Here is a 14,706-nt window from a genome sequence, read left to right as displayed (position 1 = left end):
TTTGTTTTCTGCTGTCGTCATGCTGAATTTATTTCAGCATCTCACGGTCTATCTTCAGTTATCTGTAATTAACAACCTTGCCTATAATAGAAAGAGCGGTAACCATATCGATTACCGCTCTTCTCTTTAAATTAAAACTATTACTGATTATCAATAGCGGCTTCTATTACATTTTGCACAGCTGTAGGTACATTCGATAAAATGTCGTAACCTGTTGCAGATTCTACTGCATTAACCGTGGTACGGTAAGTTTTCCAGTTGGTATTTAATCCGTTAGTGTTAGGCATATTTACCGTAATTACGCGTGTAGATGATGTAACGCGGCTTAAATCGTTATTGCCATTGGGGAGTACTACAATCACTTTCCATGTGTTGGAAGGCACATTAATACGTCCATTATCTATGGTGTAAGTAATACCTCCATTGCTTCCGGTGCCACCTGAGCCATAAGACCCGCAGATTACATAAACTTCATTGCCTGCTGTTACCAGCGATCGGGTATAGTTTTCAAGATCAGCCCATGGTCCCTGATTATTATTTGGCGCTTGTGGCATCATATTGCTCATCAAAAAGGTAGAAGAGTTTGCTGCAACTGAAGCAGTTCTATCAGCCGAAGGACAGTTGTGGCCACGGTCAAAACCCGACCCTGAGTAGCTGCTGTTCGATACCTGGTACCAACCTGAGGGTAAAGTGTTGTCTGCCCTGAAATCATCCTGACGAGGCGTTGAACCAAAATCAGATGAACCAATATGCCAGCTTACCCAGTTTGGAGTACCCCTGGTTTTACTGTAGGAACTAGAGTAGTAAGTACGTTCCATCAGGTAATTTTCAGGATAAGAAGTGCTGGCAACAGCATTGCTCGGGTTACCCATTAAAAGGTGACTATTATCTCCGGGGGTAGTTGGAGGGGTGGTTGTTCCATCTCCGGTTGAGATGCTGAAATCATCTATATTGATGCGTGCAGTACCTCCACTTATTTTACGGATCTGGAAGCGGACGTTTCCGGAAATGGCAGTATTAAAAGTTGCGATTGATAATGTTGTAGCGCTACTGGTAATGGTGCTACCCGATTGTTGCCAGCTCGAGCCACCATTGGTAGAATACCAAAGCTGCCAGGTACTATTGGCATCGGTACCATACTTGGCATGTGCAATACTTACTACATCAGCTCCGTTTACGTCGAAGTTCATGCTTAGGATACCTGTATTACGGATGCGTACCGATTGACTACCATTTTTTGCGTCAGCAGCAAGGTTACCGATTAAGGCATCATCAAGACTCCAGCTGCCGCTGCTTAAAGTTACCGATGCTATTGCATAGCTGCCTTTTGTACCCGTCTCAAAATTTTCAGGGAAACCAGCCACTATGGCCTGAGTACCGGCAGTAGCTGCTTTGCTGTTTAGTTTCTGTTCAAAAAGGTTTGTTTCGGGTTGTAGCTGGTTTTCTTTTTTACAGGCAGCCAGACCAAGGCATAGCATGGCCACTAAGCTTAATTTTTTTAATGCTTTCATGTTTAGTTTGGATTATTTAATGGTTGGAATTAATTTCTCAGGTTTCGACTGCAAATGTTTCGATAACGATACAGGTGCCATCTGCTAAATAGCCGGTTATAAGCACAGGGATTCTGCTAGCTCCCTCTACTCTGATCACCTGTAGGTTGGTAAGGCTTTGCTTTAAAGCCGAATAAAACGCTTCAATTTTACCAGCATTTTCTACCATAGGCGTATCAGCTGCATCTATCTTTGAAGTAAGATGATTAAAAAATGCAGGGTGTTCCACCTGTTTTAAGTTTTGTGGGGCTGAGTGGTATTCTGCTGCAATTTTTTGCAATAGTTCTGCAGGAGTAATTTTACCCCAGTTGGCCGCTTTAAAAGGGCTTTCTGATTCGGTAAAGTACAATACGCCCAATAAAAGTTTGGTAATTGTAGCCAGGATGCTGTTATTCATGTAAAATAGGGATAGATGTTCACTTGTATTAACAACCCTAATTTATTGAGAAAATATTTAAGCTGTAAGCAATTCAGATTAATTTAGTGTTAATCTTTTTACGCAATTGTCTTCTATGTTTTACAAGATGAATTTACGCTTCTTTAAAGTGTGCCAATAAAGTTTGCACCTGCTTCTTGTTCAGCACTTCGGCCAGTTGTTTCTCGGTAGCTTCTTTAATTTTTTTAACCGATTTAAAATGAGTAAGCAATTTATCGGCCGTGGTTTTACCAATACCTTCAATCTGCTCGAGTTCGGTTTTTAATGTACCCTGATCGCGCTTTTTGCGGTGAAAGGTAATCCCAAAACGGTGGGCCTCATCACGCAGCTGCTGAATTACTTTTAAAGTTTCCGATTTTTTATCCAGGTAAAGCGGGAATGAATCGCCCGGATAAAATAATTCTTCTAAACGTTTGGCAATACCGATCACGGTTACGCGCTTTTCTATACCCAGTAGTTTTAAGCTCTTCATAGCCGACGATAACTGGCCTTTACCACCATCAATGATAATGAGCTGGGGCAATGTTTGGTTTTCATCTAACATGCGCCTGTAGCGACGGAAAACAGCCTCTTCCATGGTAGCGAAATCATTTGGCCCTTCTACTGTTTTTACATTAAAGTGCCTGTAGTCTTTTTTGGATGGTTTAGCATCCTTAAAAACCACAATTGCTGAAACCGGGTATTTTCCCTGAAAATTGGAGTTATCGAAACATTCGATATGTTTAGGCAACTGCGTTAAACGCAAATCCTTTTGCATGGTAGTTAAAATGCGGTCGGTGCGTAAATCAGGGTTTAGCTTTTCGTATTGGTTTAGTTTCTCCTTTTTAAAGAAGAGCACATTCTTTTGCGAAAGTTCTAAAAGCTTTTTCTTTTCCCCCAGTTTAGGCACTGTAAAGCGCAGGCTTTCATCTTCAAGCGAAGGTTCAAACGGAACAATAATTTCTTTCGAAGTACTGTTAAATTTGCTCCTGAAATCAAGCATCGCAAGCGTCATAATTTCATCGTCGCTTTCATCCAGTTGCTTTTTAACCTCGATGGTTTGGGTCTGGATAATGGTTCCATTCATCACCTTCAGGTAGTTCACAAAAGCATAACGTTCGTCTGATGCGATACTCACCACATCCACATTGGTAATGGCACTGTTAACTACTGTCGATTTGCTTTGGTATTTCTCTAAAACTTCTAACCTACGGGCATATTGATGCGCCAGCTCGAAGTTTAAATCTTCGGCAGCCGATTTAATGGTCGATTTTACCTCGCGGATTACGTTGCCAATCTTCCCGTTCAGGATTTCCTTTATTTCGGCAATATTTTTATCGTAGTCGCTTTCCGTTTGATATGCCTGGCAAGGGCCTTTGCAATTGCCAATCTGATATTCGAGGCAAACTTTAAACTTCCCTTCTGCAATATTCTTATCGTTTAAAGGCAAACTGCAGGTGCGTAAGGCATAGGTTTCCTTAATCAGGTCTAATATGGTATGCATCATGCCTATTGAGCCGTAGGGGCCAAAATAGGTCGATCCATCTTTAATTACCTTCCGGGTCCAGTAAATGCGGGGGTAATTTTCATTTTTAATAATAATCCATGGATAGGTTTTATCATCCTTTAAATTAATATTGAATTTTGGCTGATGTTTTTTAATTAAGCTGTTTTCAAGTAGCCAGGCATCAATCTCGGTATCAACAATGGTAAAGGTAATTTTGCGGATCTTCGAAACCAGCACCCTGGTTTTACCGTTAAACTGGTTTCTGTCGCTGTTAAAATAAGAACCTACCCGGTTACGCAGATCTTTTGCCTTGCCAATGTACATTAACTTGCCGTCTGCATCCCAATATTGGTACACACCCGGTTTATGTGGTATAGCGGTTAATGCTGTTTTATGGTCGAAACTGCTCATTAATTACAAAAATAAGATTCAAAAGGAAAATCCTTACGTAAACGGGTATGATTTAATGTTTAAAAGAATTTTGGCGTGCCCTAAGCTGCGCAAGGGGACAGGCTATTCGTTACAATCTTTTGTTGCCTTCCGCTACGCTCCAGGTACAGTAAAAGGATTTTCACTACTATCCTTCACGCAAAACGCAGAGTATTAAAATCCTAACTTCTTATCAAGCTCAGTTGTGCCTTCTTCCTGTTGCTGGTATTGGTTGCAATCGTAAGTGATAGATACTCCGCTTTTTGGTGCTTCAAAATCTGCCCGTCCAATTTTTAGTGCCGGATTAGCATAGACTCTTTTAATAAAGCCGGCAAAAATAGGCAAAGCAGTATTCGCACCCTCGCCCTGATTGGTGCTGATGAAGTGGAAAGCCCTGTCTTCGCAGCCAGTCCATATACCTGTTACCAGTTGTGGGGTGATGGCCATAAACCAACCATCTGAGTTATTTTGGGTAGTACCGGTTTTTGCACCAATTGGAGCATTTACTCCATATTTATAGCTTAATCTCGAACCTGTTCCGTTGGCTACAACACCTTTCAGCATCCTGGTCATCACATAAGCAACTTCTTCGCTCATAATCGGTTTTGGTATTTCTTTTTGAGAAAACAACACCACACCGTTTTTATCCTCTATCCTTAACAGGTAAATAGGCTTGGTGTAAGTACCTTTATTGGCAAAGGCACCATAAGCACCCACCATATTGTAAATCGACGAATCGAAAGTACCCAAACAAATAGATGGGAATGCCGGAACATTTGGAATACCCATTTTAGTGGCGAGCGTAGATACTGCAACCGGACCTACCTGTTTCATTAAATACGCGGTAACATAGTTTTGCGAATAGGCCAGGGCTTTTTGTAAAGTAATGCTGCCTTCTAAAGGTTTTCCTGAGTTTCGGGGTGTCCACGGATCGCCGTAACCTTCTATGGTAACAGGAACGTTTGGTACCGTATAACAAGGAGAATAACCGTTTTCGATGGCTACCGCATAAGTAAACGGCTTGGCAGTTGAGCCTACCTGACGGGTACCCATTTTCACCTGATCGTATTTAAAATGTTCGTAGTTAATACCACCAACCCAGGCTTTTACATGCCCGTTAGTTGGATCCATGGTCATCATGGCGTTACGCAAAAGCATTTTGTAATAGCGAACCGAGTCGATTGGTTTCATTACGGTATCGATATTACCTTTCCAGGTAAAAATGGTCATTTCCGTTTTGGTGTTAAAATCTTCGGTAATCTCTTCGTCCGATTTTCCCTCCAGTTTTAAAGATTTGTAACGGTCTGATCTTTTAATTCCCTGTTCAATCTGCAAGGTTTTATCTTTAAACGGATTACGCCCTTTCCAGCTTGCAATAAACTGTGCCTGCAGAATCTTCATGTATTCTTTTTGCGCTTCTTCTGCATATACCTGCATATCATAATTCAATGTGGTATAAATTTTCAGCCCGTCGCGGTCTAAATCATAAGGAGTACCATCTGGTTTGGTAATCGATTGTTCCTGAAAAATGGTTTTGATATCATTTTTAAGCACCGTACGGAAGTAAGGTGCAATACCATCATTTACCGTCGCAGCGTTAAAATGCAGGTTTAAAGGTTTGTCTTTTTGTGCTTCAAATTCTTCTCGGGTCAACAGCTCCGACTTCACCATCATGGCCATTACCGTATTCCTGCGGTCGCGCGAGCGCTCAGGGTGTCGGGTAGGCGAGTACATGGTAATTCCTTTTTGCATCCCAACTAAAGTAGCTGCCTGGGTTAAGGTCAATTTATCGGGTGTGGTGTTAAAATAAACCCGTGCAGCCGATTTAATACCGTAAGCCTGGTTACCAAAATCAACCGTATTTAAATACATGGTTATAATTTCTTCTTTGGTGTAGTTACGCTCTAATTTTACGGCAACAATCCACTCTTTAAATTTGGTGAGTACCAGCGAAAAGAAATTCAGGTTCGATTCGCGGGGGAAAAGATTTTTAGCTAATTGCTGGGTAATGGTACTGGCACCTTGTTTTTTGCCAATTAAATTGTACCCGATAATGCTGAAAGTACGTTTAAAATCGATACCTGAGTGATCTTTAAAACGGGTATCTTCAGTGGCAATTAAACCGTTAATTACATTTTCTGAAATTTCTTTATAGGTAACATTTGATCTGTTCTGAACAAAGTATGTGCCGATTGGACGACCATCCTCAGCAATAATTTCCGAAGCCTGGTTGCTTTTCGGGTGTTCAATATCCCTGAAAGAAGGCAATGCACCAAAAAGGCCAAAACCGATCATGGAGATAAAAATAGCAAAGAGGGCTATTCCACCAACCAATAATTTCCAGATGATTAAACTGTATCTTTTTGTTTCTTGTGCAGAAAGGGATTTATTCATTTTATTGTTGTTTTCCAAAACCACCACAAAAGGAGGTTTGGATGCAAATTTATTAATTTTTTATAGAATCAAATTAAGCTTTGAACTTTGGCCATTCTACCACCACAGGGCATCATCGCTTTTAGCTTTAGTCTTTCGGCTTTATTTTTACCATTTAAGACAAATAAGGCCATCTCAGCTTTAAGCTTTAGTCTGTCTGCTTTATTTTTTCACCATCTAAGACACCTAAGGGTATCATAGCTTTCAGCTTTAGTCTTTCCCCTTTATTCTTTTCCGCTTTGCTCTTCTATTTATAATTGTCTTTTAAAAACTCCAGATATTCGTTAATGCGCTGTCTGTCGGTTAGTTTTTCAAAGTTTTCTTTACTAATGATAAAGCCTTTATAGAGGTTAGCCGGTACTTTCATAATGTTCTTTAACTGACCTGTAATGCTCGATTCGTAAAGTTTGGCATCTTCCAGATCGATAAAACTGGTTACATAAATCAATTGATCGTTATCAAGCTCTACCAATTTATGTACCAAATCATTGTCAGGATAGTTGCCGCGGTTAAATTGACCTAGGCCAAAACGCGATGAACTTAGTGTTAAGGTAGCATCGGCCACATCAATTACATAATAGTATTCTTCCGATTTTGCTGCACTGAAAATACTGGCTGGTTTGTTTACATCAGCAGGTTTAACCTCAACCGGTTTAGCTCCTGCAACTTCTGCTACTTTTGCAGGTGCATTTCCGGTTACCAAAGCTTTGTTTTCAACCGGGGTTGGGTTAGCCTGACTTACAAAACGCGGGGCATTTGGATCGAAATCAATCAGTGCAACTGGTCTTTGTTTAAACTCTTCTAAGTTGGCTTCAATATATTTCAGGTGATCTCGCACCAGAGGGGTAATAATTTTATCATTTGGATAAAGCGTGGTAATCTGGTTAAATTGGGTGAGCAAAGAATCTACTTTTGCAGTACGGCCAATGGCAATGGCTTTTAAATAAGCATATTGAGGTGCAAAATCATTATCAGGAAATGCAATGATGTTATCATTAACCTGTTTTACCAGATTTGGATAATCCTTTTTAGCGTAGGTATCAAAAGCCACATTGTAATTGTTTATGGCTGTGTTTTCGAGCTGACTTTGCTTAGCTGAATAAGATGGATCTAAAATGGTTTTCGCAAAATTAGATTCCGGGAATTTTTTCAGTACCAATTGTTTATATTCTTCCGATTTGGCTTCGTCGGTACCTTTATAATTCAGGTATAAACTGTAGTAAATTGCAACCAGGTGGTTATTATCCGGAAATCTTTTCAGTAGCTCTGTATATATCTTATTTGCTTCAGTTTTGTCGCCCAGTTCCTGTTGGTAAAAACTGGCAATTTCAAAATAGGCATCAATAACCTTTTGATTAGAGGTAGCCAGCAATTCGGGCGTAGTAGGTAAGCCGTCCATAAACTGTTTCTCTAATGAAGTTTGGTCGGCGGTTGCCTGATTGCCGCCGCCATTTGCAGGTGTTATACCTGTGGCTACGTTTCCACCTGCAAGTACTGAATTGGTTTCCTGTGCTGATGAACGGACACTCTGTCTCCAGTTATCTTCAAGCTGTCTGTTGCCCCAGCGTTTTTTAAAATCGCCGAAACCTGCACTTATTGCTGCGTTATTGCTAAAATAAAAAGTATTGCCACCAACATTTTTAGGCGCATTTAAAGATTGATTCGGGAAATCTGGATCATTTAAAAACTGGTTATTGATTACACCACCGGTGTTGGCAACCTCAACTTTGGGCGTTAAATAGGCTTTAACCTTTGCCTCGCGCTCACTTGCCGGAAGTTTGACAAAAGCCTGAGCGGTATCTTCTTTAGCGATAATGGTATATCTATCCGTTAAATACTGAAGATTATTCGCTTTTTTAACAATAGCATCATAATCAGGGAAGTTTTTAGGTAGAATCATTACCGTGCTATCGTAATAGCGCTTCGCCTTGATATAATTGTTGAATTCTTTAAAATTTAAATCGGCAATCCTTAAATAAGATAAGGCCTTTTGATTTTGGTTTCGCGTACTGGTTTGTACCGATTTGTTATAATAATCAGCTGCTTTTACAAAGTTTCCTTCGGCCGAAAGTAACTCACCAACCTGGTAATAAATCTGATCGGTATAGTCGGTGTTTTTATCATCTTTTAACAAGACCAACAGCTGTTGTTCTTTGTTCAGCTTTTCGCCGCTTAACAGTGCCTTTAACTTAATGCGGTTTAAATTAGCGTGAAAATACATTTCAAAAGGTGCATTGCTTTTTTCTACCCTTGTAAAATTGGCGTAGGCATCGGTAATGTTCTTTTCTTTCTCCTGTAATTGGGCAAGAATAAATTGCCAGCGGATGCGTAATTGTTTTTCTTCCGCACGTTCAATGGCCGATTCGAGAAAAAGGATGGCTTCTTTGTTCCTTTTCTGATAAATGCGCATTTGCGCCGCAGTGGCTAACGGTTCTGCAATATCTTTTTTCAGTTCATCGGCAGCACGAAGCATCGTATCAATTATCTTATCGGCAAGCACCATGTTGTTCAACTCCATCTGGCTACGGGCTTTCCAGTTCATGGCCATGATAAATGTTTTTAAATCGCTGCTGTAGGTTTTTGCGATATAATCGAAATACTCTGTTGCTATAAAATAATTTCCTTTCAGATAATTGGCCTTACCCAAAAGCATGTAGGCATCATCAATATAGTTACTAAAGCTTTTCTCGTTAATAATGGTCTGGCTTTTGGTAATTACCTCATCTAATTGCTTATTGGCTACACCAGGTGTTAAAACCAAATTTACCTGCGGTTCGGGATCGAGGTACACCGGGAGTATTTTTTCGTAGTTATCGGTATAACTTTGCAGTAAACTCTCGTTATATTCGGTTAATAAAACATTTGAGTTATAAATATAGTTATATCTTGCCGTTAGGTTCTGAAATCTTCGGTCAACGGCTGTATCCTTATTTGCTACACAGCCATATATAAAGAGCAGGCTGAAAATGAAGAGGAGAGAATTTAAGTTTCTGCTAGCGTAATTTTTCAAGTATGATAGATATCTTTAGTATAACATATAAACAAATTGTAAACCAAATTATTATTGGCAGTCAATTTTAATTATTCAAAGTTAATTTAATTATTGCATTAAAAAATGGAAAATCCGAAAGAGGAAGATACAAAGAAAAAGGTAAATGCGGCTGCAAAATATTCTGCCATCGGCTTCCAGATGATTGCTACTATTGGCCTTTTAACCTTTATTGGCTATAAGATTGATGAGCACCGGCAAAGCAAAACCAATTTAATAACGGCGGCCTTTGCCCTGGCAGGTGTAGGAATTGCCCTTTATCAGGCTATCAAGCAGGCTACCCGGGATTAGTTTTGTTTGGTAGTTTTCAGTTGACGGTTCGCATCATTTAACCGATTAACCAATTTAAACAGTTAACCTTCTAACAATCCAGGAAGCACTCGCCCCGGTTAACCAATAACCAGTTCAAACAGTTAACCAAAACCCAGCAATAGTACCCATCTCGATTAACCAATAAATAATAATTACCGATCACACTAGTGACTTGATACTAAAAACCTTATCTTTGCCGGAGTTTTTATTTGCTAACAAATTATTCCATTGACTCTGGCCAAATTTACAAGTATCTATTTCATCTTCGTAGGCTTATTAATAGGCGTTGTTGCCGTTTTACCCTTACTATTTCCTAATACCCAACTTTTTATCGATAACTTCTGGGTGATGTTCGGCTTTTTAGCTGGTATTACTTACATCGCGTATATGCTGGTTGATATCGGTATAAAACGCGATCCTGAGGTAGGTATTATGGCTATTATGGGATCGATAGGAGTGAAGATGATTTTTTGTATGGCTTTTGTCTTGATTTACAGTATAAAAGCAAAGGGAATTGGGCCAGTATTTCTGCTTAATTTTTTTTCTTTATATTTATTGTTTACGGCCTTTGAAATTTACTGTTTGTTACGTAACTTGCGCCACCAAAATTTAAAGTAAAAAACTGCCAATAAATGGATTGTAACCGAGTTTTTGTGTCTAAAGTTAAAAGGCTAACTATTGTTTTTACGCTTTTAATCGCGTTTTTATCTATCAAAATTGATACTTTCGCTCAAGTTGATAGCGCTGTTGTACCTGTTGATAGTGTTGTTGCTGAATCTGCTCATGCAGCTTCTGGAGAGCACGGAGCAACAGCTGAGCATGGCAAAGAAAAATTTGAGCCTACCAAAGTAATCATGGAACACATTGCAGATTCGCACATGTGGCACTTATGGGGACATACTTCGTTGCCTCTTCCAGTAATTTTGTATACACCAGGTGGTTTAGAATTTTTCTCTTCTGCGCATTTTCACCATGGCGAAGAAGATTATAAAGGAACTTATAATACATACCGTTTGGTAGAAGATCATGTTAAAGTGGTTGGTGCAAATGGTCAGGTTGATGAAACCGCTTCAGTTTTAGATTTCTCGATCACTAAAAACGTGGCTGCTATGTTCGTAGCGATCCTGGTGATATTAGTTGTTTTTATTTCAGTAGCTAGCGCTTATAAAAAACGTGTTGGTAAAGCACCAAAAGGTTTACAGTCTTTAATCGAACCAATCATTGTTTTTGTTAGAGATGATATTGCTAAACCAAACATTGGTCACAAGTACGCTAAATTTATGCCTTATTTGTTAACAGTATTTTTCTTTATCTGGTTTAACAACTTGTTGGGTCTTGTGCCGATTTTTCCAGGAGGTGCTAACGTAACCGGTAATATTGCTTTGACATTTGTAATGGCTTTTGGCACCATGATTATCGTAAATATCAATGGTAACAAGTATTACTGGAAGCACATTTTTAGACCAGACGTGCCTTGGTGGTTATACCCAATTATGATCCCTGTAGAGTTAATTGGTATCATTTCTAAGCCTTTCGCTTTAATGATTCGTTTGTTCGCAAACATTACAGCTGGTCACATTATTGTATTAAGTTTAATCTCGTTAATCTTTATTTTCGAAACATTGGCTATTGCTCCGGTTTCAGTAGCATTCGTATTGTTTATGGATGTGCTAGAGTTGCTGGTAGCATTTTTACAGGCCTTTATTTTTACATTATTAACTGCCTTGTTTATTGGTATGGCAGTAGAAGAACATCATTAATAGAAAACTATTTTTTACAAATTAATATAAATTAAATTAGTTATGGTAGGTTCAATCGCGGCAATCGGTGCCGGTTTAGCAGTAATCGGTGCAGGTATCGGTATCGGTCAAGTAGGTGGTAAAGCAATGGAAGGTATTGCTCGTCAACCAGAAGCTGCATCAAAAATTCAGACTGCAATGATTATCGCTGCTGCCCTTATCGAGGGTGCTGCTTTATTCGGTGTAGTAGTTGCATTATTAGGTAACAACCCTCAATAATTCAAACTGAAAAATTTAGGTAGGGTATTTAACGATTGGTTATTTACCCCACCTTATTAAAAAAGATTGTTTTTAAAAATTAGATAAAAAATGGAATTAGTAACCCCAAGCATAGGATTGGTTTTTTGGACTTCGTTAGCATTCATCTGCTTATTGATCTTACTTAGAAAATTTGCATGGAAACCAATTTTAGGTGCTATTCACGAACGTGAGCAAAGCATTGATGAAGCTTTAAATAAAGCTGAATTGGCAAAACAGGAAATGGCCCGTTTAACCAGCCAGAACCAGGATTTAATGCAACAAGCCCGTGCCGAGCGCGACGAAATTTTGAAGGAAGCTAAAACATTAAAAGATAGTATCTTAAACGAGGCTAAAAAACAAGCTCAGGTAGAAGGTGCTAAATTGATCGAGAAAGCTAAAATCGAAATCGAAAACCAAAAGAAAGCAGCTTTAGCAGAAGTTAAAGACCAGGTTTCTACTTTATCATTAGAAATTGCAGAACGTGTTTTACGTACACAATTAGATGATAAAACTAAACAGGAAGCTTTAGTGGCTAACTTGTTAAAAGACGTTGAATTAAACTAGTTTTGAGAAAATAGATTTGAGACATTAGATATTAGATAAGGGATTCGTTCTCACATCTTCCATCTCACATCTCACATCTCACACCTAAAAATATGTCAGAAATTAAAGTTGCAAGCAGATACGCCAAATCATTAATAGACCTAGCCGTTGAAAACAACGCTTTACAGGCCTCTTATAACGATATGGTTTTATTTGAAAAAGTGGTTGATGAGACCCCTGAACTGGAAGCGATATTAAATAACCCGATTGTACCTTTAGATAAAAAGACCGGAATTTTAAACGGTATTTTCGCTGATAAGGTAGGTGCCTTAACCATTACTTTTTTCAAAATAGTGGTTAACAAAGGCCGTTCGGCTATTTTATTTGCTACTGCAAAACAGTTTGTGCAACAATACAATCAGATTAAAGGTATCGTTACTGCTGATGTTACTTCTGCTACAGCTTTAAGCGCTGCAGCTAAAGAAGAGATTGTTGCCATTGTGAAAAAGGAATTAGGCGCTAATGAAGTGATTGTTAACGAAAAAATTAACGAGAAACTAATTGGTGGTTTTATATTAAAAGTTGGCGACAAACAATTTGATGCGAGTATTGCCAGCGGTTTAAGTAAACTTAAAAAAGAATTTGCGCAATAGCGCTAGCGCTAAGGGTTAGGCAAACGGCTGTAAACGCCAGGCGCCAAACGCTAAGCACAAAATAAAAATTGCGATAAGCGGATGGCGAATAAATGCCAGGCGCCATGCGCTAAGCACTAAACATTTATAAAAAGATATAAAGTAAAATTATGGTAGAGGTAAGACCAGACGAAGTATCGGCAATTATCAGACAGCAATTGGCGGGCTTCAAATCAGAAACCGAACTGGAAGAAGTTGGTACCGTGTTGCAAGTAGGCGACGGTATTGCCCGCGTTTACGGTTTAACTAAAGTTCAATCAGGAGAGTTGGTTGAATTTGCAAACGGACTTCAGGGTATCGTATTAAACCTTGAGGAAGATAACGTTGGTGTGGTACTTTTAGGTGCTTCTGACGAGATCAAAGAAGGTGATACCATTAAACGTACCAAAAAAATTGCCTCTATTAAAGTTGGTGAAGGTATGCTTGGCCGTGTAGTTAACACTTTAGGAGAGCCTTTAGATGGTAAAGGTCCGATTTTAGGTGAAACTTACGAAATGCCTTTAGAGCGTAAAGCACCAGGTGTAATTTACCGTCAGCCGGTAAACGAGCCTTTACAAACTGGTATTAAAGCAATCGATGCAATGATTCCAATCGGTCGTGGTCAACGTGAGTTGGTTATTGGCGATCGTCAGATTGGTAAAACTGCAGTTTGTATCGATACCATTATCAACCAAAAAGAATTTTATGAAGCAGGTCAGCCTGTGTTCTGTATCTATGTAGCTATTGGTCAGAAAAACTCTACTGTAGCTAACATCGTACGTACATTGGAAGAGAACGGTGCTTTACCATATACAGTTGTTGTTGCTGCTTCGGCTGCAGATCCTGCTCCAATGCAGTTCTATGCTCCGTTTGCAGGTGCTGCAATTGGTGAGTTTTTCCGCGATACTGGTAAACCAGCTTTAATTGTTTATGATGATTTATCTAAACAAGCTGTGGCTTACCGTGAGGTTTCTTTATTACTTCGTCGTCCACCGGGCCGTGAGGCTTATCCAGGTGACGTTTTCTACCTACACAGTCGTTTGTTAGAAAGAGCTGCGAAGATCAACGCTAACGATGATATCGCTAAAAACATGAACGATTTACCTGAGTCGATCAGACATATCGTTAAAGGTGGTGGTTCATTAACAGCACTTCCAATTATCGAAACTCAGGCAGGTGACGTTTCTGCTTATATCCCAACCAACGTAATTTCGATTACTGATGGTCAGATCTTCTTAGAGTCGAACTTGTTCAACTCAGGTATCCGTCCGGCTATTAACGTAGGTATTTCGGTATCACGTGTGGGTGGTAACGCGCAAATCAAATCGATGAAAAAAGTAGCAGGTACTTTAAAGTTAGATCAGGCTCAATACCGCGAGTTAGAGGCTTTCTCTAAATTCGGATCTGACTTAGATGCTGCAACTAAATCAGTACTTGATAAAGGTGCACGTAACGTGGAAATGTTGAAACAAGCGCAATTCTCTCCGTTCACTGTAGAGAAACAAGTTGCAATTGTTTACGCTGGTACTAAAAACTTAATGCGTAGCGTTCCGGTTAACAAAGTAAAAGAATTTGAAACTGAATTCTTAACTCAACTGGAATTGCGTCACCCTGAAACTTTAGCGGCATTAAAAGCTGGTAAATTTGATGACAGCATTACTGGTGTTTTAGATACAGTAGCAAAAGAGATTTCAAGTAAATACTAATAGAGTTGAAAGCTAAAAGCAGAAAGTTCAAAGCTTTTTGCTTTTAGCTTTA

The 14,706-nt window shown here is 39.3% G+C and carries 12 protein-coding genes; 7 read left to right on the top strand and 5 right to left on the bottom strand.

The features are described from left to right. Positions 1-140: 140 nt before the first annotated feature. The 5 genes from HWV58_RS14990 to porW all read right to left on the bottom strand — a co-directional run bounded on the left by HWV58_RS14990 (position 141) and on the right by porW (position 9,344). The gene (locus tag HWV58_RS14990) at positions 141-1,511 is read right to left on the bottom strand and encodes a DNA/RNA non-specific endonuclease (protein WP_217707008.1); all 1,371 of its coding nucleotides are present in this window, start codon (positions 1,509-1,511) and stop codon (positions 141-143) included. Positions 1,512-1,548: 37 nt separating this feature from the next. Next, entirely contained in the window at positions 1,549-1,947 is a 399-nt protein-coding gene (locus HWV58_RS14985; protein WP_175634878.1) for a nuclease A inhibitor family protein, read from the bottom strand. Between the two features lie 133 nt (positions 1,948-2,080). Continuing rightward, entirely contained in the window at positions 2,081-3,883 is a 1,803-nt protein-coding gene (gene uvrC / locus HWV58_RS14980; protein ID WP_175634877.1) for an excinuclease ABC subunit UvrC, read from the bottom strand. Positions 3,884-4,075: 192 nt separating this feature from the next. After that, entirely contained in the window at positions 4,076-6,295 is a 2,220-nt protein-coding gene (locus tag HWV58_RS14975) for a transglycosylase domain-containing protein (RefSeq protein ID WP_175634876.1), read from the bottom strand. A gap of 286 nt (positions 6,296-6,581) precedes the next feature. Continuing rightward, on the bottom strand, positions 6,582-9,344 hold the full coding sequence (porW, locus tag HWV58_RS14970) for a type IX secretion system periplasmic lipoprotein PorW/SprE (protein WP_175634875.1): 2,763 nt from the start codon (positions 9,342-9,344) through the stop codon (positions 6,582-6,584). Between the two features lie 105 nt (positions 9,345-9,449). On the opposite strand from porW, the gene HWV58_RS14965 reads away from it, so the two are divergent. The 7 genes from HWV58_RS14965 (at position 9,450) to atpA (ending at position 14,654) form a co-directional block, all read left to right on the top strand. Then, positions 9,450-9,674, top strand: coding sequence for an AtpZ/AtpI family protein (locus tag HWV58_RS14965; RefSeq protein WP_175634874.1), 225 nt, complete (start codon positions 9,450-9,452; stop codon positions 9,672-9,674). Positions 9,675-9,923: 249 nt separating this feature from the next. Further along, positions 9,924-10,313, top strand: a complete 390-nt coding sequence (locus HWV58_RS14960) for a hypothetical protein (protein WP_235972737.1) — start codon at positions 9,924-9,926, stop codon at positions 10,311-10,313. 14 nt (positions 10,314-10,327) lie between these two features. Then, positions 10,328-11,455 carry a F0F1 ATP synthase subunit A gene (atpB, locus tag HWV58_RS14955; RefSeq protein ID WP_175634873.1) on the top strand — a complete coding sequence of 376 codons (1,128 nt, stop codon included), beginning with the start codon at positions 10,328-10,330 and terminating at the stop codon, positions 11,453-11,455. Between the two features lie 42 nt (positions 11,456-11,497). Then, the gene (gene atpE, locus HWV58_RS14950; protein ID WP_056087863.1) at positions 11,498-11,713 is read left to right on the top strand and encodes an ATP synthase F0 subunit C; all 216 of its coding nucleotides are present in this window, start codon (positions 11,498-11,500) and stop codon (positions 11,711-11,713) included. A gap of 90 nt (positions 11,714-11,803) precedes the next feature. Beyond that, positions 11,804-12,298, top strand: a complete 495-nt coding sequence (locus tag HWV58_RS14945) for a F0F1 ATP synthase subunit B (RefSeq protein WP_090983248.1) — start codon at positions 11,804-11,806, stop codon at positions 12,296-12,298. Between the two features lie 92 nt (positions 12,299-12,390). Then, positions 12,391-12,930: an ATP synthase F1 subunit delta gene (gene atpH / locus HWV58_RS14940; RefSeq protein WP_175634872.1), complete on the top strand. Its 540-nt coding sequence runs from the start codon at positions 12,391-12,393 to the stop codon at positions 12,928-12,930. A 149-nt stretch (positions 12,931-13,079) separates the two neighbouring features. Continuing rightward, the gene (gene atpA, locus HWV58_RS14935) at positions 13,080-14,654 is read left to right on the top strand and encodes a F0F1 ATP synthase subunit alpha (RefSeq protein WP_175634871.1); all 1,575 of its coding nucleotides are present in this window, start codon (positions 13,080-13,082) and stop codon (positions 14,652-14,654) included. Positions 14,655-14,706: the final 52 nt, after the last annotated feature.

The organism is Pedobacter ghigonis (assembly GCF_903166585.1).
In the GTDB taxonomy this organism is placed as follows: Bacteria; Bacteroidota; Bacteroidia; order Sphingobacteriales; family Sphingobacteriaceae; genus Pedobacter; species Pedobacter ghigonis.
This window is presented reverse-complemented; position numbering and strand designations above follow the sequence as displayed.

Bases quoted from the DNA above. Each gene is read 5' to 3' on its own strand.
- atpH (WP_175634872.1), top strand. From the start codon at position 12,391: ATGTCAGAAATTAAAGTTGCAAGCAGATACGCCAAATCATTAATAGAC.
- HWV58_RS14990 (WP_217707008.1), bottom strand. From the start codon at position 1,511: ATGAAAGCATTAAAAAAATTAAGCTTAGTGGCCATGCTATGCCTTGGT.
- HWV58_RS14985 (WP_175634878.1), bottom strand. From the start codon at position 1,947: ATGAATAACAGCATCCTGGCTACAATTACCAAACTTTTATTGGGCGTA.
- uvrC (WP_175634877.1), bottom strand. From the start codon at position 3,883: ATGAGCAGTTTCGACCATAAAACAGCATTAACCGCTATACCACATAAA.
- HWV58_RS14975 (WP_175634876.1), bottom strand. From the start codon at position 6,295: ATGAATAAATCCCTTTCTGCACAAGAAACAAAAAGATACAGTTTAATC.
- atpA (WP_175634871.1), top strand. From the start codon at position 13,080: ATGGTAGAGGTAAGACCAGACGAAGTATCGGCAATTATCAGACAGCAA.
- atpB (WP_175634873.1), top strand. From the start codon at position 10,328: ATGGATTGTAACCGAGTTTTTGTGTCTAAAGTTAAAAGGCTAACTATT.
- HWV58_RS14965 (WP_175634874.1), top strand. From the start codon at position 9,450: ATGGAAAATCCGAAAGAGGAAGATACAAAGAAAAAGGTAAATGCGGCT.
- atpE (WP_056087863.1), top strand. From the start codon at position 11,498: ATGGTAGGTTCAATCGCGGCAATCGGTGCCGGTTTAGCAGTAATCGGT.
- HWV58_RS14945 (WP_090983248.1), top strand. From the start codon at position 11,804: ATGGAATTAGTAACCCCAAGCATAGGATTGGTTTTTTGGACTTCGTTA.